This is a genomic window from Paraburkholderia saeva (assembly GCF_907164555.1).
In the GTDB taxonomy this organism is placed as follows: Bacteria; Pseudomonadota; Gammaproteobacteria; order Burkholderiales; family Burkholderiaceae; genus Paraburkholderia; species Paraburkholderia saeva.
Window position 1 is genome coordinate 26,312 of sequence record NZ_CAJQZC010000009.1, and the last position, 19,996, is coordinate 46,307.

Below are 19,996 nucleotides of genomic sequence, written 5' to 3' on the forward strand. Positions count from 1 at the left end.
GAAAAGACCCGGAGGGCAACGCGCCGCGCTCCGGGCCAGGCAACGTCCTGATATGACGGCCGGAATCAGGCTTCGGCGCGAATGCGCTCGACTTCTGCGGACGGCAGGTTCGCACGGTCCTTCAGCAGCGTGAAGTCGAAGTCGATCAGCGAGAAGTTGCCTTCCACGCCATACGGCTTGCCTTCGGCACCTTCGGCTTTCTTCACTGCGGGCACGAGGCCGTCGCGCGTGGCGAACGCGAAGTCATCCCACAGGTACGGATCGCCATCGATATTGATCTGCGTCGTGAGCTTGCGATGCCCCGGCGCCGACACGAAAAAGTGAATGTGTGCCGGACGATGTCCGTGGCGGCCGAGCTGATCGAGCAGCTGTTGCGTCTTGCCCTGCGGCGGCACGCTGTAGCCGACCGGCACCACGCTGCGGAAGCTGTAGTTGCCGTTGGCATCGGCGCGAATCGAGCGGCGCAGGTTGAACGCGGGTTGCGACTTGTCGAAGTACGAGTAGTTACCCAGGTGGTTCGCGTGCCACACCTCGACGAGCGCGCCGGCGAGCGGCTTGCCGTCTTCGCCCGTCACACGGCCGCGCATCACGAGCGTGCCGCCCGGCTCGTTGCCGTTGTCCAGACGCGCATGGCCTTCGGACAGCGGGGCACCCGCCACGTACAGCGGACCTTCGATGGTGCGTGGCGTGCCGCCTTCGATGCCGGCCTTCGCTTCGGCTTCGTCGAGACGCACGTCGAGGAAATGCTCGAAGCCGAGGCCCGCCGCCAGCAGACCGAGCTCACCGCTCTGTCCTGCTTCGGCGAGATAGTTGAGCGCGGTCCAGAATTCGTCGGGCGTCACGTCGAGGTCTTCGATCGTGTAGAACAGATCCTGCACGATGCGGTTCACGATCGTCTTCGTACGCGGGTTGCCTTCGCTCGTGGCGCTCGCGTTGATCTTGCCGAGCAGAGCGTCGATGGCTTGCCTGTTCATGGGGTATCTCCTTCGTTTGATATAGGGGGTGGCTATCGTTTGAGCCGGTCTTTCAGTCATGCATGCACCCGTTTCCAGCAACGGTCGGGCGCGTGTCTTTCGTCGGGCGCTTTTCCGTTACCGCCGGTCGCGCCTCAGGTGCTCGATCCTGTCCCAGTCGAGCGCGATGCCAAGCCCTGCGCCTTGCGGCAGATGCAGTGCGAAGTTTTCATAGCGCAGCGGTTCGGTGAGGATTTCCTCGGTCAGCAGCAGCGGTCCGAAAAGCTCGGTGCCCCACTTCAGGTCGCTGAACGTGCTGAAAAGTTGCGCCGACGCGATCGTGCCGACCGCGCCTTCGAGCATCGTGCCGCCGTACAGATCGATGTTCGCAGCCAGTGCAATCGCCGCGACGCTCGCCGCGCCGGTCAGCCCGCCCGACTGCGCGATCTTCACCGCGAAGACGTCGGCGGCACGCGCACTCGCAATCGCGAACGCGTCGGCGGGACCGTGGAGCACTTCGTCTGCCATGATCGGCACACGGGCGAGCCGGGTCAAACGCCTGAGGCCAGCGCGGTTCTCCGCGGCGATCGGCTGCTCGATCAGACTAATGCCCGCATCGGCGAAGCGCGACGACGCCCAGATCGCTTCGGATTCGGTCCATGCCTGGTTCACGTCGACGCGCACTTCGCCGCGTCCGTCCAGCGCCTTCTTGATCGCGACCACGTGCGCGACGTCGTCCGCCACGGCGCGCGAGCCGATTTTCAGCTTGAACACGCGATGCCGGCGGGCTTCCAGCACGCGTTCGGCCTCGTCGATATCGCGGTTCGTGTCGCCGCTCGCGAGCGTCCACGCCACTTCGACGGAATCGCGCACGCGGCCGCCGAACAGCTCGGAGAGCGGCACGCCAAGACGTTGCGCCTGCGCGTCGAACAGCGCCGTTTCAACCGCCGACTTCGCGAAACGGTTGCCCTGGAACAGCTCGCGCAGCTTCGCCATCGCCGCGCCGGGGCGCGTCGCATCCATACCTTTCAGTAATGGTGCGAAATAGGTGTCGATGTTCGTCTTGATGCTTTCCGGGCTTTCCTCGCCATACGCGAGGCCGCCGATCGTCGTGCCTTCGCCGGTGCCGGAGATGCCGTCGGCACACCGGATGCGCACCAGTACGAGCGTCTGGCAATTCATGGTGGCGACCGACAGACGGTGCGGACGAATGGTCGGCACATCGACGAGGATCGTCTCCACGGCTTCGATTTTTACGGGTGTTGCTATCATGCTTTCCCTCCTGACAGATCACATGTTAGAAACAAACCCACGAAGCAGTCCAACACCCATTCCGACTACTTCCATACTCTGAAGGTATGCATGGAACTGCGCCAACTTCGCTATTTCGTCGCGGTCGCCGAGGAAATGAACATCACGCGTGCCGCCGACCGCCTGCACATGACGCAGCCGCCGCTTTCGCGCCAGATCCAGCAGATCGAGGAAGACGTCGGCCTGCCGCTCTTCGAGCGCGGTTCACGGCCGTTAAGGCTGACGGAAGCGGGCCGCATCTTCTATACGCAGGCCAAACGCCTGATCGACGAAGCCGACGAACTGGCGCCGCTCACCCGGCGCCTCGCCCAGCTGGCGGAGCGCGTCGTGATCGGCTTCGTGCCGTCCACACTGTATGGTGCGCTGCCCGCCGTGATCCGCGCGTTTCGCGAAGCGGCGCCGCAGATCGAGCTTTCCCTGATCGAAATGTTCACGCTCGAGCAGCTGGGCGCGCTCAAGGGCGGCCGGATCGACGTCGGTTTCGGACGCCTGCGTTTCGACGATGCGCAACTCGCACGCGAAGTGCTCGTCGAGGAACGCATGATTGCTGCACTGCCGCAGGATCATCCGCTCGCAAACGGCGATGAACCGCTGACCCTGGCGGCGATTGCCCGCGAAACGCTGATCGTCTACCCGAGCCATCCGCGCCCGAGTTACGCGGACCAGCAGCTTTCCGCGCTGCGCGATCACGCACTGGAGCCCAAAGCCGTGCACGAAGTCCGCGAACTGCAGACTGCGCTCGGGCTCGTCGCCGCGCAGGTAGGCGTGTGTCTCGTACCGGAGAGCGTCGAGGGGCTGCGCGCGCACGGCGTGGTGTACCGGGAGATTCCGGACGCCCGTATTGCATCGCCGATCATCATGAGCCGGCGTCTGCAGGACGAATCGCCGACCACGGCGCTCCTGTGCCAGCTCGCCCGCGATCTGTTCCGCCCTGCCTGATACGCCCACCCCGACGCCCATCCACCGCCCGCTCCCCACCCGCCCTACGCGCCGGAACACGCGTGCAGGAACCGGGAGCCTGCTTTAAGGGGGCATAACTGACACGGTTCCGTCATCAGCCTGACACACGCACCCTGCAGGATCGAAAGTCCCGCCAACCGATCCTATTCAGGGCAAGGCCATGCCAGAACTCTCCTATCCGCAACCGGAAGTAGCAGCTGGACGAGGCCGGAGCGCGAGCCTCATCGTCTTCCTGCTCGTCATTGCCGCCGGCGCGTTTTATGTCGTCACGCATCTGGTCGACGATCTGCAGCCGCTTCGCCCCAATGCATTCCTGCCGTATTTCCTGCTCGGCATCGCGTTGCTGATCGCACTTGGCTTTGAGTTCGTCAACGGCTTTCACGACACGGCCAACGCCGTCGCAACCGTCATCTATACGCATTCGCTGACGCCGAACCTTGCCGTCGTCTGGTCGGGCACCTGGAATTTCCTCGGCGTGCTCACGTCGAGCGGCGCAGTCGCGTTCGGCATCCTGCAACTGCTGCCGGTCGAGCTGATCCTGCAGGTTGGCAGCAGTGCCGGCTTCGCGATGGTGTTCGCGCTGCTGATTGCCGCGATCATCTGGAATCTGGGCACGTGGTATTTCGGGCTGCCGTCATCGAGCTCGCATACGCTGATCGGCTCGATCATCGGCGTCGGTCTGATGAACCAGCTGATCCACGGCGCGTCGGGCACGAGCGGCGTGGACTGGAACCAGGCGCTCGGCGTCGGCAAGTCGCTGCTCTTCTCGCCGCTGATCGGGTTCCTGGCCGCGGCCCTGCTGCTGCGCGTGCTGAAAGCCGTTGTGCGCGTTCCCGCGCTCTACGCTGAGCCGAAGGGCAAGAAGCCGCCGCCGTTCTGGATTCGCAGCCTGCTGATCCTCACGTGCACGGGCGTTTCGTTTGCGCACGGTTCCAACGACGGCCAGAAAGGCATGGGCCTCATCATGCTGATCCTGATCGGCACGGTGCCCGCCTCGTTCGCGCTGAACAAGGCCGTGACTGCGTCCGAAACGCAGACGTACCTCGCGGTCTCGCAACAGGCTTCGGCCACGTTCGCGAAGTACACGAACGGCGCGCCGCCCTCGGCGAATCCGCGCGCAGACGTCGAAGCCTACGTGCAGACGCGCCACCTCACGCCCGCGACGCTGCCCGCGTTACAGCAGCTGATCGGGCAGATCGGCCAGCAGGTCGGATCGTCGGGTGCGATGGCCAATGTGCCGACCGACCTGGTCGACAACGTGCGCAACAACATGTACGTCGCGTCCGAAGCAATCCGTCTGATGGAGAAAGCGAAGCAGCCCGCGTTCGCGCCCGACGACCTCAAGGCCATCGACAACTTCAAGGCGCAGACGGACCACGCCACCAAGTTCATTCCGACGTGGGTGAAGGTGGCCGTCGCCATCGCGCTGGGGCTGGGCACGATGGTCGGCTGGAAGCGTATCGTCGTGACCGTCGGCGAGAAAATCGGCAAGCAGCATCTGACGTACGGCCAAGGCGCTTCGGCGGAACTGGTCGCGATGCTGACGATCGGCGCCGCCGACGTCTACGGCCTGCCGGTTTCGACGACGCACGTACTCTCGTCGGGCGTCGCCGGAACGATGGCCGCGAACGGCTCGGGCCTGCAATGGAACACCGTGCGCAGCCTCGTGATGGCATGGGTGCTGACGCTGCCGGTTTCGATCGCGCTCGCGGGCGGGCTGTACTGGGCGTTCCGCCACGTGTTCTAAAGCAGCCACGCAGCGTGCAGATGTGAAAACGGCGAGCAGTTCACTGCACGCCGTTTTTTATTGCCCCCGCGAGGACCGGATCAGTAGATTTCCGGCACGATCATCGAAGCCGGCACCGGCTGACGGATGTATTCCGTGTTGTACACGCGGTCAGGCAGCGCGACCGGCGGATGGTCGATCTCGTGATACGGCACCTGGCTTAGCAAATGGTGAATGCAGTTCAGACGCGCGCGCTTCTTGTCGACCGCCTGCACAACCCACCACGGCGCTTCGGGAATATGCGAGCGATGCAGCATCACTTCTTTCGCCTGCGTATAGGCTTCCCAGCGGCGGCGGCTTTCCAGATCCATCGGGCTCAGTTTCCACTGCTTGAGCGGATCGAGAATGCGGTTCTGGAAGCGGATTTCCTGTTCTTCATCGGTGATCGAGAACCAGTATTTGACGATCTGGATGCCGCTTCTCGCGAGCATCTTTTCGAATTCCGGCACGGAGCGGAAGAACTCTTCGTACTCTGCATCCGAGCAGAAATTCATCACACGTTCGACGCCCGCGCGGTTGTACCAGCTGCGGTCGAACAGCACCATTTCGCCGCCCGCCGGCAGATGCTGCGTGTAGCGCTGGAAATACCATTGCGTGCGTTCACGGTTGTTCGGCGCAGGCAGCGCAGCCACGCGGCACACGCGCGGATTCAGGCGTTGCGTGATGCGCTTGATCGCGCCGCCCTTGCCCGCCGCATCGCGGCCCTCGAAGATCACGACGAGCCGGTGTCCCGTGTGCACGATCCAGTCCTGCAGCTTGACGAGCTCGCCCTGCAGACGGAACAGCTCGCGGAAATAGTGCTTGCGCGCTTCGCGGGCTTCGGCCGTGAGACCGTCCGCACCGTCGATGATGCGGTCGTCCACTTCCATTTCGAGTTCCTCGTCGTATGCATCGATGAGGTCTTCTTCGAAACGGCGCTGGCGTTCGGCGAACGCTGCGGCGTCGAGGGCCAGGTCATGTTCTTTCATCGTCTTTCTCCAGTGCGACGGAAACGGGCTGCCCGCACGATGCGGCAGCGTCGACGATCCGATTATCGAAGCGCGAAGTGTCAATCTTGTTACCTGGGCGTGGCTGTCACAACCGGCGACGGGCCGGGCGAGGCCGTCGGCGGAGTCGCCCGGGCAGGCAAAAAGGCATAGAAAGACATCATATGACGACTGGGCCGGTACGGTTCGCGTCAGTCAAAAAGCGCGTAACGGACGCGCGGAGGACGGCACGTTACGCCTCTTTGGCGCCGGGAAGCGGCCGGGCAAAGCTCAGCTCGTGCCCATCCGGGTCGACGATATGGAAGTAGCGCTCGCCCCACGGCGCATCCGATGGCGCGAACTCCGGGGTCAATCCGGCGGCCTGCGCCTTGCGATACATGCCGTCGACATCGGATACATAGATGATCACGCGCCCCCACCAGCTGATCGGGCCCCGCGTGTCGGCGATCACGTTGAGGAACGACGAACCCAGCGCGAATGATGTAAACGCCTCGTCGGGGCCGCCGTAGCGGCGCGGAAAACCCAGCGCTTCGTAGAACGCCACCGCGCGGGCCATGTCATGCGTCGCAAGCGTGATCGCGCTCAGCGATTCGACGGCGGGCTCGTTCATGGTGTCGTGCTCCTTTCGCGCGGGTTGTACTGCCTCGCGGCCGTTCCGATCGCGAGGCGCGTCGATGAAACGGTAGCGGCGGCAAGGCGGATGTCAGGGAAGTGTCTCACAGCGCCTCCGCTTCGCGCGTATCCGCGTCGACGCCGCGACACTTGAAAAACAACTGCGCGACCCCGCATCTGCGGATCCAAATATCTGGAGCTTCATCATGGGAAGCCGTCCCCGTTTCATCGATGATCTGTCGCAAGGCGCGCCCGCCGAACCCGCCGCGCCTCACCCGCTCGCCACCGACGACGCGCTGCTCGACGCCTACTCCCGCACCGTGATCGGCGCGCTCGAACGGGTGCAGCAGGCGGTCGCGTTCATTTCCGTCGAACGACGCCTGCCTGGCGACACCCGCGGGCCAGGCGGCCGCGGCGCGCGCGGCGGCACGGGTTCGGGCTTTCTCTTCACGCCCGACGGCTATCTGCTGACCAACAGCCACGTCGTGCACGGCGCCACGCATATCGGCGTAACGCTCGCCGATGGCAGCCGTTTCGACGCCGATCTCGTCGGCGACGACCCGGACAGCGATCTTGCCGTGCTGCGGATCGGCTCGCCCGAACCGTTGCCGCACGTCGAGCTGGGCGAATCAGGCAAGCTGCGCGTCGGGCAGATCGCGATTGCGGTCGGCAATCCGCTCGGCCTCGCGCAGACGGTCACGACCGGCGTGGTGTCCGCGCTCGGCCGCTCGTTGCGCGCGAACTCGGGACGCATGATCTACGACGTGATCCAGACCGATGCCGCGCTGAATCCCGGCAACTCGGGCGGGCCGCTGATCAATTCCGCGGGACAGGTGATCGGCGTGAACACGGCGATCATCCCCGGCGCGCAGGCGATCTGTTTCGCGACGGCCATCGATACGGCGAAGTGGGTGATCATGCAGCTCTTCGCCTACGGGCGCGTGCGGCGCGCCTACATTGGCGTGGCCGGCACGACGACGCCAATGTCGCGACGCGTGCAGCGGTATTTCGGGTTGTCGGCGGAAAGCGGCGTGCGCGTGATGGAAGTGGTCAAGGGCAGCCCCGCCGCCACGGCAGGGGTGCGAACCGACGACACGATCGTGGGCATCGATGGCGTCGAGGTGGATAGCGTCGACGGATTGCAGCGGGTGCTCGACGCTTCGCGGATCGATCGTGTGGTTTCGGTGAGCGTTTTGCGTGGGACGCGAAAGCTCGAATTGGACCTGACGCCGGTTGAGCAGGCCAGTTAGCCGCGTGGTTGCCGATTCGTTGCCTATACTGGGGAGATCGATCTGCTGCTGAGGAGAGCGACTTGGCCAGTGACTACCAGGTGAAAGTTGCGCGAGATATCGCTGGATATGATGATTTCGGTGTGCCGAGGGTCAGGCGTGGACCCGCGCGGGTGGTGGTTGTTGCGGCGCAGCGTGAATTGGTGTTTGGCGATCGTGAAGCGCTCGAGAGGTTTGTTTTTGCCTGCCGGCAGGCTGGGATTGAGGCGTTTTCTTCTTCTTCCTCTGCTTCCTCCTCTGCTTCTTTGTCTTCTCAGGATGATGCCCATGCCGATGCCTGGTGTCGGTTTTTTGAGCGGATTTTGAAGTTGTAGTGTTTTATTTCTGGTTCGCTTTTGTTGTTGGCCTTTCCTTGTATTCATGTCGGTCTATTGGCGTCGCCCCTGTGCGGGGCGGCACCTACTTTTCTTTGTCCTTGCCAAAGAAAAGTAGGCAAAAGAAAGGCGCTTCGATAACTCATCTTTTCCCGGTGCGTCATCGCCGGGGAATGGCCAACCATGAAGTGTCACCCTCGCACTTCACCCCGCGTTGGTCCGCGCACGATCTGATCTCTCGCACAGTTTTTGCCCGTGGCACAGCAGTCATTCATCCGGCTTCGCACTTCGTGCGCGCCCGTGAGGTTTCGGTGTTTCTTTTGCCTGGTCTGGATTGCTAAGTACCCTGGGTGTACAGATCGTGCCGCCTCGCCACCATGAAAAACGGGCATCGAATTTTCGATGCCCGTTTTCACTTCCTTCCCACAAATCTGTTACTGGATCACCCGCGAGATCCCGCGCCCGCGCGGATCGGATACCGCCTCCGGTGTATCCCCATTGATCTTGATCGCCTGGATGTCGCCGCTGAAATCCTGCCCCTTCAGCACGTATCCCTTCGCCTCGATCTCCTTCGCGAGATCACCCTCAATCGGCTTGTACGGCTCCCAGAAAATCGTGTTCGGCGGCAACAGCTGATGGTGGAAGCGCATCGCGCCCACGGCGTCCGGCAACGGCATGTTGAAGTCGTACACGTTGTTGATCACCTGGAAAATCGACGTGAAAATGCGCGAGCCACCCGGCGTGCCAATCACCAGCGATACCTTGCCATCCTTCGTCAGGATCGTCGGTGACATCGACGACAACGGTCGCTTCTTCGGCTCAATCGAATTCGCGTCGCTCCCCACCACGCCAAACATGTTCGGCACGCCAGGCTTCGAAGCAAAATCGTCCATCTCGTCGTTCAGCACGATTCCGGTACCTTCCGCCACCACGCCCGAGCCAAAGTAACCATTGATGGTGTACGTGTTCGACACGGCATTGCCCCACTTGTCGACCACCGAGAAATGCGTCGTCTCCGCCTTCTCCGGCATCGACGTGCCAAGCCCCGGCTGCACGCTCTTCGTGTCAGACGGCGTCGTCGGATTCACCTCGGAAGCGCGCTTCGCAATGTACGCGTCATCGGTCAACTGCTCGATCGGCACCTTGTAGAAGTCAGGGTCGCCCAGGTATTGCGCACGATCCGCAAATACACGCTTCTCGATCTCGGCAATCAGATGTACGTATTGCGCTGAATTTAACGTCACGCCCTTGAAGTCGGACGCGAGATCCGCCTTCATCTTCAACAGCTGCACGAGGCCAATGCCGCCCGAACTCGGCGGCGGTGCTGTGATCACGTGATAGCCGTTCCAGTCGGCTTCGATCGGCTTGCGCCACACGGCACGGTAATCCTGCAGATCACGCTTCGTGATCGCGCCATGGCCGCGCATCGATGCCGCAATCAGGTCCGCCGTCTTGCCGTTGTAGAAGTCCTTGGGGCCATCATGCGCAATCCGCGTCAGCACTGCGGCGAGATCAGGCTGCTTGAAGTTGACGCCCTGCTTCAGGTTGCCAAAATATGTATCGAAGTTCGTCTTGCCGGCGAAATCCTTCGAAGCGGCTTCGCGGCGCTTGTCGAGCTGCTCGTCGACTTCGAAGCCGTCGGTAGCGTACTTGATCGCAGGGGCAAGGACCTGCTTCCACTTGAGCCGCCCAAAGCGGTGCTGCGCTTCCCACATGCCCGCCACCGTGCCCGGCACGCCCACGGCGTAGTAGCCGAACAGGCTCTTGCCCTTGATCACGTTACCCTGATCATCGAGGTACATGTTGCGGGTCGCCGCAAGCGGCGCACGCTCGCGATAGTCGATGAAATACGGCTTGCCGTTCACGTACAGCGACATGAACCCGCCGCCACCGATGTTGCCCGCTTCCGGATACGTCACGGCAAGCGTGAAGGCAATCGCGACGGCGGCGTCGACGGCATTGCCGCCTTCCTTGAAAATCTGCTCCGCAGCATCGGCGCTGTACTTGTCCGCAACCGCAATCGCGGATGCACTCAGTACGGGCTGCTGCGCCCTGACGACGCCCTTCGCAACGGCTGGCGTGGTCTCGAGAAACGCGGTCGAGGTAGTCACCAGCGCGACCAGCGCAAACCCCGTTGCCGACGACTTCACAGTGTTGAACAGCTTCATTGCGTGTCCCCCATATCAACTCCTCATGCAGCGATGAAAAAGTCTGTTCTGGGCTTATATCACGCGAGTCCGGGGTTTGCGAAGCGCCCCAAAGCGCATGGGCGATGGTGCGGCACGCAAAAGTCGTCTGGGGAAGGCAGATATATCAATGCGCCCGCGCAATCACGCAGGGTTCACCCCGCAAGGAACGACGTGCGATCGTGCTGGCATCGTCGATCAAAGTGGATTGCATTCGCTGCAATTACGCCGCGAACGGGCGTTCGATGACACGATGCGAATGAGCGCGCGCAGCGCAACACCCCGCGCCGGCAGCCCGTGATGTTGCGTGCGTTACGTGCTGCCTCGCCCGCCGCGTGCGATTTCGTCGCCACTCCCGGCAGGCATTCGCGCCGTGACGGGAATCGACGCAAACGAGAACAGACCGACGAAGAGAAACGCCGGCCAGAAATCGGTCCAGACGATCGTCGCGTGGCCCTGCAGATCGTGTGAAATCTGCAGCACGAGGCCGGCGATTGTCACGCCAAGCCCAAGCGAAATCTGCTGGATCACGCTCGCCACACTCGTCGCGCGGCCGATGTCGCGGCTCGGAATGTCGGCGTACGCGAGCGAATTCAGGCTCGTGAACTGCAACGACGGAAACACGCCGCCCACCAGCACAACGCACCAGATCAGCCAGTGCGGCGTGCCCGGCACGAAGAGCCCGTAAATGGCGATCACAAGGCCCGAGATTGCCGCGTTGACCATCAGCACGTGGCGAAAGCCGAAGCGCGCCAGCACGCCCGATGCAAACGTCTTCATGAAGATCGAGCCGAACGCGGACGCGCACGTAATCGCGCCCGCAGCGAACGCAGTCATCCCGAGGCCTTCCTGCAACGCAAGCGGCAACAGAAACGGCACCGCGCCCAGCCCGATCCGGAACAGCGACCCACCCACCACGCTCGCGTGAAAACTCGGAATCCGCAAGAACCGCAGGTCGAGTACGGGCAATTCGACGCGTCGCGCATAAAACCAGTAGAAGAGGAGCAGCAACGCGCCCACCACGCACATGAGGGTCGACGTGGTGCCCGACACCAGTTCGCCGCCGACGAGCGACAGGCCAAGCATCAGAAGCGACGCACCGCCGGCCGAGAGCACAAAACCTGTCCAGTCGAGGCGCCCGGGATGTTCCTCACGCACGTTCGCGATATGCCGGTTCGCCAGCCAGATACCGAAGATGCCGATCGGGATATTGATAAAGAAGATCAGCCGCCAGTGCAGATACGTCGTGATGAAGCCGCCGAGCGGCGGCCCGACCACCGGCCCGAGCAGCGCGGGCACAGTCAGATAGTTGACCGCGCGGATGAAGTCCGACTTCGGCACCGAACGGAAGATGATGATCCGCCCGACCGGCACCATCATCGCACCGCCGATGCCCTGCACGAAGCGCGCGACGACGAACATCGGCAGTGAGGTCGAAGCGGCGCTGATCAGCGAGCCGACGATGAAAATGCCGATCGCCGTGCGAAACACCGTGCGCGAACCGAAGCGGTCGGCCACCCAGCCGCAGATTGGAATGAACACGCCGAGACCAATCACGTACGCGGTGATCGCGAGCTTGAGGGTAATGGGATCGTGACCGAGGTCGCGCGCGAGGGCGGGAAGCGATGTCACGATGACCGTGGCATCGACGTTCTCCATGAACATCGCACACGCGACGATCAGGGGAACGATGAACGTGCCTAGAGCAAGAGGCATTGGCAGGTAGACGATCGGCGTGGAAGCCGCAGACGTAAAGCCGCGATTATCGCATCGCTCGCTTGCGCAATGCTGTCAATCGCGCACCTGAACCCGGTTGCACAGGCTGACGAGCCTCGCAGAGCCCGGGTTTGCGCGTCGCTGCCGCCATGGCCATCGCCAGCAAAATGGCGCAGGCGGCAGACGCACGGCACGGAGCGCAACCATGCGCCCTGTGCCCTTCGACGATCAGGACGTGGTCTGACGCGCCAGGCTGATGAACGGACGCAGTTGCGTGAGGATCTCGCTCGCTGCACGCGCAACGTCGTTCGGGAAGTCGATCTCGATCCACGGCGCGCCCGTCACGTCGGCTGTGTCGAACACATGGCTGCGCTCGAGCAGCAGGTCACGCACCGCTTCTTCATGCGGCATGTTCGCGCGGCCGCTGTCGATGTAACCCGCGACGATGTCCGCGAAGCGGCGCGCGGTTTCCTCGCGGAAGCGGAAGAAGCCGACCGATTCGCCGATCGTGTCGTATTGCAGGCCAACGGCCAGCTGCTTGCGCAGCTCGACCGGCACGCCGCCTTGCAGACACAGCTTGACGGGCTCGTCGCCCGTTTCGAAGTCGCGGTCGATCAGCAGACGGTTGACGGTTTCGCCCGCCACCAGCGCGCTCAGGATGCGCTCGTCGTACAGCACGTCGGCATCCATCACGAGGACGTCGCCGCCGCGCGTGATCGCATCGGCGACGGTATGCACGGTCAGCACGCTGCCGAGGTCGAAGCGCGGATTCAGCACGATCTCGACCTTATGCGGCCAGTTGATGCGCTTCAACTCTGCCTCGACGAGTTCCGGCTGGAAGCCGAGCGCGAGCACAACATCATGAACGCCGGCGGCGTCGAGCATCTGCAGATGACGCTCGAGTAGCGTTACGCCGTCGAATTGCAACAGGCACTTCGGAAACTGATCGCCAGCAGGTTGCTGGAGACGCAGGCCAAGACCTGCAGCAAGGATGATCGCGCGCATGGGCGGCCCTTTCTAAAAGACGGTTAGTCGGCGACAGGCACGCGCGTCGCACGACGGCGTTGCCATTTTCGTTCGCTGAAATGCAGATACAACAGGCCCGGCAAACCGAGCAGGAGTTCGCGTGCGCGTTTGGTGAGCGAGAGCGCCAGCGCCGCATCGGGCGGCAGACCGACGAGCGGCGCGAGCAGGAGGTAGCCGCCCTCCTGCACACCGAGCGAGCCGGGAATCGCAAACGCCGCACCACGGATCGCCTGACCAATACTCTCAAGAAGCATTGCATCGACCCAGTCGACCGGATGGCCAAGGAAGCGCAACGCGAGCCACACTTCGACCGTGCCCACCAGCCAGCCGACGAAGCTCAGCACAAAGCTCGCAGCCGCACGCCCGCGCTCCTGATAAAGCGAATGGACGGCGGCATCGATCGAATCGGCGCTGTCGGTGAGCGCCGACCAGTCGCGCTTGCCGAACACCTTCGATACGGTGCGCAGAAGACGGCCGAACAGCCCACGCCGTTGCGCGAAATAGAACATCACGACCATGCCGCCGAGCACGCCCGTGCCGATGAACGTCGCGGTGCGCAGTTCGCGCAGCGGACCGTGCGTGGCATACGCACTGAACATCAGGAGGCCGACGACCGCGAAGACGATCTGCGCGAGTGCCTGCAACGTCGTGCTCACGGTGACGGCCGCCGCGGCATCGCGCATGCGCATGCCGCGTTGCGAGAGCTGGCGCACCATCACGACGGGGCCGCCGATCTGGCCAGCCGGCAACAGGCTGTTCACCGATTCGCCGATCCAGCGCGCAAACACGGCGTCGCGATGCGTCACGAGATCCTGACGCGGCTTGAAGAGGACGGAGATGGCGCCGGCGTCGAGCACGAGCGGCAATACATGGAACGCAGCAACGAGCGCGAGACCCCAGCCCGCCGCGAGCAGCGTCGAGGCGACCGAGCCGAAGCCCTGCCATGCGAGCAACGCGACGAACAGCGCAGTGCCGATCGTCAGCAGGATCATGGCAGCGCGCGTCACGCGGCGTCTCCGTTCTTCTTCATCAGTTGCCTGAAGACCTGACGGAAACCGAAGTACGCGATCGCGTCCTTCATGTTCGAAATGACGCGCTTCCACGGCCGCATGTTCGGATCGGTGACGTATTCGAACGTCAGCGAGACGCGCATTTCGTTTTCGCCCATCGGCGAGATGCGGTGACGCAGCTTGTCGCCGTCGAAGAACACGAGGCCGCCCGGCGGGATCTGCACGGAACCGGGTTCGTCTGGTTTGCTGTCGTCGCGGGTGTGCAGTTCGTAGTCGAGACGGCACGTCGATTCGTCGATCACCCCGAGCAGCAGCGTGTAACGACGGCCGTCGTAGTACGACGTGTCGTAATGCCAGCCGATATGGTCGCCGGAGCGCGTGTAGTAATAGAGCGCGTACGCGTGCGGATCGTCGGCGGGCGACACCATCAGCTTGTCGCCGGACAGCTGCTCGAGCCAGCCGATCAGTTCCTCCGACCGGTACAGCTCGGCGATGAACGGCGCAAGGCGATCGATCGTATGGCGGCTCACGCTGCCACCCTGCTTGTGACCCGGCAGATAGTTGCGGTTGACCTCACCGAGCAGCCCGCGGGCGCTCGCGACGAGTTGCGCCGTCACTTCCGGCGCGAGGAAATCGTCGAGATACAGAAACGCGCCCTGATCGGCGAAGTCCTTGCGCAGGCGCGCGTTGTCGAAACCGTGCGTACGGTTCGCGACGGCGTGATCGGCGTCAGGGATCGCGCGCTGCGCGCCCTTCGCCTGTGTATCGTCCAACGTGACGGAATCCATCACGTCGTTTCCAGCATTCGAATTCATCTGCTAACCCATAACCCGGCCGGTTTGCGCTGCGGGCTCTACCCGGCGCGACACGCGGCGGTAATCAATCATCACCCACACGGCAAAGAGCGGCGCACCGATCGATGCGGCGATGATGAACAACGATATGCCGGACGTCAGCGTGACGAGCGGCAACAGATACAGCACATCTTCGGTCTCGAAGCCGCCAGCGGACGCCTGCTTCGTGCCGGCCTTGCCCGCCATTTCCTCGATCCGCATGCGCAGGAAGAAAATCACGGCCACCGACACACCCGCAATGCCGCCCAGCCACGCCGGCGGAACGATCAGGCCGTGGCCGTGGCCCCCGGCCGCGTTCATGCCGATGCCCATGCCGAGGAACAGCATGACCGTCACGAGCGCGTCGCTCGCGAGGTCGTAAAAATGACCGATCCGGCTCGTCTTGCCGCTGATGCGGGCAAGTTCGCCGTCGGTGTGATCGACGAAATTCGACAGCACGATCAGAAACGCACCCACGTTCGATGCGGCAAATCCCCCACGAGCGAGGCACAGTGCGCCTGCAACGCCAATCAGGAGGCGCAGCGTGGTGAGATGATTGGGGGTGACGCGGGTATCGATGAGAGGCGTGACAAGCCGGCGTGCGAGCCGCGCGTCCCATGTGCGAGGCGCGGGAACGTTCGGGCGGATGGGGGGTCGTCGATTCATAACCCGGAAATATATACGGGATCAGAATTCCTTGCTCTCTACGTCACTGTTTCGTTGCGCAAAATCGTCGATTCGGCGTAGTCCTGGGAGCGCGTTTTCGAGATTCCTGGTAGAGTGCGGTACCTGTTGCGCCACCATGGTTCTCATGGCCGTTGCGCAACCTCCGCCGCGAATCTCGCCGGCGGATTGCGAACGCACCATCCGGATACTCATGAAACGTTTCATCCCCGCCTTTTTTACCGTTTTTGCCCTTTTGCTCGCTGCGGTACCTACGATTTCACACGCGTCCGACCTCGACGCGGCGCTCGCCTGCAACACCACCGCCCACAGTTTTTTCGCCGATCTCGCTGGCCAGCAACTGATCGATCCGAAGCCCATGCGCGTCGAGAGCAACTCGATCAACGCGTTCTGGCCCTCACGCGGCGCGAAACTCACGGCGTTCGGCTTTCCTGTGTTCGCGATAGTCGGCTTTGAAAAAGACGACCCGATGTTCCGCAACGGCGACGGCGAGCCGCTCGCAAAGTCAGCGTACGGCGTCGTCGTGTTCGGCAGCGACACGAAAGTGCAGGCGGTCGTCGACGGCCTGGGCGGCACGGCGATCGTGCACCACGCCGGGCCGCATCTGACTGCCATTTTCTGCAAGCGCAGCTAGAACGCGCCGCGCCCGCGCCAGGCTGCATTCAGCCCGGCCGGCGGAAATCGTTCTCGACCCACGTTGCCGCACTCGCCTTCGTCAGCTTGAAGTTCGGTGCGACCTTGACCTGCGCGAGCTGCTCGCCGTACGGATCGAGCGCCGTGAGCAACGCGTAGGGATCGTCTTCCGAAGGCACGATGTCGAGCGTGATTTCCAGTTCGTCATCGCCGGATGCCGATGCGACGTTCACGCTCTTGTGAAGCAGCGCATGCAGCTGCTGCTCGTGGCGCCGCAATACCTCCGATGCCGTTTTCACCAGCGTGTTGAACGCCGAGGTATCGAGCGGCTTCGGGTTCTTCTTGTCGCGGCCCATCGTCCACGGGCCAACGAGCGCGGGTTCGGGCTCGCCGTCCTTGATCATCTGCACCGCCCAGCCGTCATCGTCCTCGTTCTTGATGACGCGCGCCGTCCAGCCGCCGTCGCGCCACAGACGCGGGTCCTGCTGAACCTCGGGCACGGCGGTTTCGTCTTCGGCGGTGGGGTCGGATGAGGGAAGCGAATTTTCGGGCATGACAGTTTTACTCACGTTCGGGGACATTCCAGCAGACAAGCGCCGGATTTTACCCGCATCGCGGCCCGCGAAGTCCTCACCCGGCCAGACGGACAAGACGTCCGCGAAATACCCGGCGTGGCGGAACAGTGAATTGCGTATATCGCATTAATTAATTTATATTACTGGCGATTTTAAAATTAACGCGACCTTGAAATCTCGTTAAAAGCAGGAAGACAAATCCCGCGCACAGAAGAACTGCCAGTTAGAAAACGCTGTCGCCCGATGGCGAATCATCAGGATGCGCAACAATATATTGCAAGAAAAATATCTGAACTTTCTTGTCGGATTAATAATGCACCCGTAGACAGTGCCGGCCGCACATCCCGGTCCGTGGCGGCTCCGCAACGAATAATCACCTGAAATACGGCGCATTTTTATATTCCATCGCAAAAATCCTTTTGTATATCGGTAGTTACGGCGATTTATTTCGTCATTACCATTTTCGAAAATCATTATTGCGTCGATCGGGACAAAAATCTGTCAACAGACGAATACACTTCGCTGCGAATCGCCAACAGACCGGCTCTATCAGCATGGAACTGGACGCGATTCCCCATGCACTGTCCCGGAGTTAAAAAGCATGAAAAAAACCCTCATCGTTGCGGGTATTCTCGGCGCGTTCGCCGCCTCGGCAGAAGCGCAAAGCAGCGTCACGCTGTACGGCACACTCGACGCCGGCCTCATCTACACGAACAACCAGGCGGGTCACAGCAACTGGCAGCAAGGCAGCGGCTCGGTCTCGAACACGTACTTCGGCCTGCGCGGCAGCGAAGACCTGGGTGCCGGTCTGCATGCCATCTTCACCCTCGAAAGCGGCTTTAATCTGAACAACGGCGCGTTTTCCGAGAACAACACGATGTTCAATCGCCAGGCCTACGTGGGCCTGAAGAGCGATCAATACGGCGCGCTGACGCTCGGCCGCCAGTACGATTCCGTGGTCGACTACCTTGCGCCGCTGTCGGCTGCGGGCTCGGGCTACGGCAACAACCTGGCGGGTCACCCGTTCGACAACGACAACCTCGACAACTCGTTCTCCGTCAAGAACGCGGTCAAGTACACGAGCGCGAACTACGCCGGTCTGCAGTTCGGCGGCCTGTACGGCTTCAGCAACGCCGCCGGCCAGTTCGCGAACAACCGCGCGTACAGCGTCGGTGCATCGTATGCGAACGGCCCGCTGAGCGTCGCGGCTGCGTACCTGCAACTGAACAATGCGGGCAGCAACAACACGGGCGGCGCAGTATCGAGCGGCGACGGTAGCGCGAATCTCGCTGCCGAACTGCAACGCACCTATGGCGTGGGCGCGAACTACGCGTTCGGCCCGGCAACGGTCGGCCTCCTGTGGACGCACACGCAGCTCGACAACCTGCAAAGCGCGAACGTCGGCGGCACGTTCATCGGCGGTCTCGCCGGCACGAACCTGCATATGGACAACTACGAAGTGAACGGCAAGTACTCGTTCACGCCGGCGTTGAGCCTCGCGGCTGCCTACACGTTCACGAACGGCAAGGTGTCGGGTTCGAACGGCTCGGGGGACCCGAAGTGGCATACGGTGTCGCTGCAGGGCGACTATGCGCTGAGCAAGCGGACCGACGTCTACCTCGAAGGCGTGTACCAGCACGCATCGGGCGAACTCGGCAACTTCGGCGCCAACGTGGCCTCGATCAATACGCTGACGCCGTCGTCGACGGCGAACCAGACGGCGGTAGCAGTCGGCCTGCGTCACCGCTTCTGATGCTGCATGCGGACCGGGCGTTGAGCCTCGTCCGGCGAAACGCGCGCGTGCTCCCGCCACGCGCGCGTTTTTTATGGGCGCGTTTTGTACGCACGCGTTTTCGTGTGAGCGGCGTCGTGCACGCGTTCTAGTCAGCGCGCGGGGCGGCAGATGGGTCGATTCATTCGATAACGGCGCGTATACTTTGTGATAGCCGCCTTCCTGTTCTGCGTCCCATTGCGTTGCATCGCGCGCGGTGCGTGCGTCCGAAGAACGACGGCCTTCGTCGCGGAGTGTTGTGAATTTCCACTGCACGTATCGCGCTCCGCCCGCGCCCCATGTTCCCGCGCATTAACGGGGACGCCGACGACTGGACTCATGAAAAGACTTCTTTTGCTGCTTCCTGTTGCTGTTCTCGCCGCGTGCGGCTCGTCCGGCAGCACGCCAAAGACGAGCTCCGCCGACCCGATGTTGTACGTCTCGTCGCAACGTTCAACCGTCGATATCGCAAGCTGCCTCGTGAGCCGTCTTTCGCGTGTCGAGACGTCCCGCGTCAACGGCTCGACGGAACTGACGGTGGGTTCCAGTTCGCACAGTTCGTATTTCGTCACGCTGACGCCGTCAGCCCACGGCTCGGTGATCAAGGTGCTGCGCCCCGACGACTCGCCGGAAGATCCGCCAGAACCGGAGTTGCGTTTCGATATCGCGCGCTGCGCGGTCTGATACCGCGCGTCACTCTTTCGACGCGATGCGCGTTTCGATACACGCGCGTTCAAATGAGCGCGTGAACGCTTCCGTTTGGCGCGCGCATCTGCGAACATGGCCGCCCTTCTTTCTCACGCGGCGCGGATAACGATGGCATCAAGCAAGGCACATCATGCGACCGGCTGGGCTGCCGGCCTCATCGCCGCGGCGCTCGTCGCGCACGCGCATGCAAGCGGTCCGTATCATCTGTGGACGCTCTTCGCGTTCATCGGCGGCGTGGCGGGCGGCACCGCGCCGGACTGGCTCGAAGTGGCATGGTGGTCGCGCTCGCGACGTCTCTGGATCACACATCGCACGGTGACACACTGGGGCATCGGCTGGCTCGCGCTGCTCGCGTGGTCGTATCACCTGCTCGGTCATCGCACGTTCGCAGCGCCGCTATTCGGCTTCGCGTGCGGCGGACTGATGCATCTGCTCGCGGACTGGCCCAATCCGCTCGGCGTGCCATGGATCGCCGGACGCCATTCGCTCAACTGGTGGAACAGCGGACGTTGCGATCTGCTGGTTGTCGGCGCGGCGTGGGTGGCGGCGTGGTTCGTCGCCGGACACGTATGGTGGCACGGCGGTCATGCGATGGCGATGTTGCCGCATTTGCGGCTGGGGTAGCGGCGAGGTTATCCCCACA

At 62.8% G+C, this 19,996-nt stretch carries 19 protein-coding genes; 8 read left to right on the forward strand and 11 right to left on the reverse strand.

Annotated features, from left to right (window positions below):
- Window positions 1–65: 65 nt before the first annotated feature.
- Together catA and LPA36_RS21555 are read right to left on the reverse strand one after the other, a co-directional pair.
- Complete coding sequence (catA, locus tag LPA36_RS21550) at window positions 66–974, reverse strand: catechol 1,2-dioxygenase (RefSeq protein ID WP_228881219.1); 909 nt, start codon at window positions 972–974, stop codon at window positions 66–68.
- 117 nt (window positions 975–1,091) lie between these two features.
- Window positions 1,092–2,225, reverse strand: coding sequence for a muconate/chloromuconate family cycloisomerase (locus LPA36_RS21555; RefSeq protein ID WP_228881221.1), 1,134 nt, complete (start codon window positions 2,223–2,225; stop codon window positions 1,092–1,094).
- 90 nt (window positions 2,226–2,315) lie between these two features.
- Here LPA36_RS21555 and LPA36_RS21560 point away from each other — a divergent pair, with 90 nt between their 5' ends.
- On the forward strand, window positions 2,316–3,203 hold the full coding sequence (locus LPA36_RS21560) for a LysR family transcriptional regulator (protein WP_228881223.1): 888 nt from the start codon (window positions 2,316–2,318) through the stop codon (window positions 3,201–3,203).
- A gap of 181 nt (window positions 3,204–3,384) precedes the next feature.
- The gene (locus LPA36_RS21565; protein WP_228881229.1) at window positions 3,385–4,971 is read left to right on the forward strand and encodes an inorganic phosphate transporter; all 1,587 of its coding nucleotides are present in this window, start codon (window positions 3,385–3,387) and stop codon (window positions 4,969–4,971) included.
- A gap of 80 nt (window positions 4,972–5,051) precedes the next feature.
- Here the strand turns inward: LPA36_RS21565 and ppk2 are convergent, their stop codons facing one another.
- Window positions 5,052–5,978, reverse strand: a complete 927-nt coding sequence (gene ppk2 / locus LPA36_RS21570; protein ID WP_228881230.1) for a polyphosphate kinase 2 — start codon at window positions 5,976–5,978, stop codon at window positions 5,052–5,054.
- A gap of 250 nt (window positions 5,979–6,228) precedes the next feature.
- Window positions 6,229–6,606 carry a VOC family protein gene (locus tag LPA36_RS21575; protein ID WP_228881232.1) on the reverse strand — a complete coding sequence of 126 codons (378 nt, stop codon included), beginning with the start codon at window positions 6,604–6,606 and terminating at the stop codon, window positions 6,229–6,231.
- A 208-nt stretch (window positions 6,607–6,814) separates the two neighbouring features.
- Here LPA36_RS21575 and LPA36_RS21580 point away from each other — a divergent pair, with 208 nt between their 5' ends.
- Together LPA36_RS21580 and LPA36_RS21585 are read left to right on the forward strand one after the other, a co-directional pair.
- Complete coding sequence (locus LPA36_RS21580; protein WP_228881235.1) at window positions 6,815–7,858, forward strand: S1C family serine protease; 1,044 nt, start codon at window positions 6,815–6,817, stop codon at window positions 7,856–7,858.
- Window positions 7,859–7,920: 62 nt separating this feature from the next.
- The gene (locus tag LPA36_RS21585) at window positions 7,921–8,211 is read left to right on the forward strand and encodes a hypothetical protein (RefSeq protein ID WP_228881237.1); all 291 of its coding nucleotides are present in this window, start codon (window positions 7,921–7,923) and stop codon (window positions 8,209–8,211) included.
- A 434-nt stretch (window positions 8,212–8,645) separates the two neighbouring features.
- Here LPA36_RS21585 and ggt read toward each other — a convergent pair whose 3' ends face one another.
- The 6 genes from ggt to LPA36_RS21615 all read right to left on the reverse strand — a co-directional run bounded on the left by ggt (window position 8,646) and on the right by LPA36_RS21615 (window position 15,648).
- Complete coding sequence (gene ggt / locus LPA36_RS21590) at window positions 8,646–10,379, reverse strand: gamma-glutamyltransferase (protein ID WP_228881239.1); 1,734 nt, start codon at window positions 10,377–10,379, stop codon at window positions 8,646–8,648.
- 330 nt (window positions 10,380–10,709) lie between these two features.
- Entirely contained in the window at window positions 10,710–12,113 is a 1,404-nt protein-coding gene (locus tag LPA36_RS21595) for an MFS transporter (RefSeq protein ID WP_228881242.1), read from the reverse strand.
- 228 nt (window positions 12,114–12,341) lie between these two features.
- Entirely contained in the window at window positions 12,342–13,118 is a 777-nt protein-coding gene (locus tag LPA36_RS21600; protein WP_228881245.1) for a phosphocholine cytidylyltransferase family protein, read from the reverse strand.
- A 23-nt stretch (window positions 13,119–13,141) separates the two neighbouring features.
- A complete protein-coding gene (locus tag LPA36_RS21605) occupies window positions 13,142–14,146 on the reverse strand; it encodes an HpnL family protein (RefSeq protein ID WP_228881248.1) in 1,005 nt (334 codons plus the stop codon).
- A complete protein-coding gene (locus LPA36_RS21610; protein WP_407674316.1) occupies window positions 14,143–14,937 on the reverse strand; it encodes a HalD/BesD family halogenase in 795 nt (264 codons plus the stop codon). The genes LPA36_RS21605 and LPA36_RS21610 overlap by 4 nt, the downstream gene beginning before the upstream one ends.
- A gap of 30 nt (window positions 14,938–14,967) precedes the next feature.
- Window positions 14,968–15,648, reverse strand: coding sequence for a CDP-alcohol phosphatidyltransferase family protein (locus LPA36_RS21615; RefSeq protein WP_228881252.1), 681 nt, complete (start codon window positions 15,646–15,648; stop codon window positions 14,968–14,970).
- A gap of 211 nt (window positions 15,649–15,859) precedes the next feature.
- Here LPA36_RS21615 and LPA36_RS21620 point away from each other — a divergent pair, with 211 nt between their 5' ends.
- Window positions 15,860–16,300: a hypothetical protein gene (locus LPA36_RS21620; RefSeq protein ID WP_228881254.1), complete on the forward strand. Its 441-nt coding sequence runs from the start codon at window positions 15,860–15,862 to the stop codon at window positions 16,298–16,300.
- 28 nt (window positions 16,301–16,328) lie between these two features.
- Here the strand turns inward: LPA36_RS21620 and LPA36_RS21625 are convergent, their stop codons facing one another.
- Entirely contained in the window at window positions 16,329–16,853 is a 525-nt protein-coding gene (locus tag LPA36_RS21625; RefSeq protein ID WP_228881823.1) for a hypothetical protein, read from the reverse strand.
- 622 nt (window positions 16,854–17,475) lie between these two features.
- Here LPA36_RS21625 and LPA36_RS21630 point away from each other — a divergent pair.
- The 3 genes from LPA36_RS21630 to LPA36_RS21640 all read left to right on the forward strand — a co-directional run bounded on the left by LPA36_RS21630 (window position 17,476) and on the right by LPA36_RS21640 (window position 19,977).
- Window positions 17,476–18,627 carry a porin gene (locus LPA36_RS21630; RefSeq protein ID WP_228881257.1) on the forward strand — a complete coding sequence of 384 codons (1,152 nt, stop codon included), beginning with the start codon at window positions 17,476–17,478 and terminating at the stop codon, window positions 18,625–18,627.
- Between the two features lie 357 nt (window positions 18,628–18,984).
- Window positions 18,985–19,329, forward strand: a complete 345-nt coding sequence (locus tag LPA36_RS21635) for a sugar ABC transporter ATPase (protein ID WP_228881259.1) — start codon at window positions 18,985–18,987, stop codon at window positions 19,327–19,329.
- Between the two features lie 132 nt (window positions 19,330–19,461).
- Entirely contained in the window at window positions 19,462–19,977 is a 516-nt protein-coding gene (locus LPA36_RS21640) for a metal-dependent hydrolase (protein ID WP_228881261.1), read from the forward strand.
- Window positions 19,978–19,996: the final 19 nt, after the last annotated feature.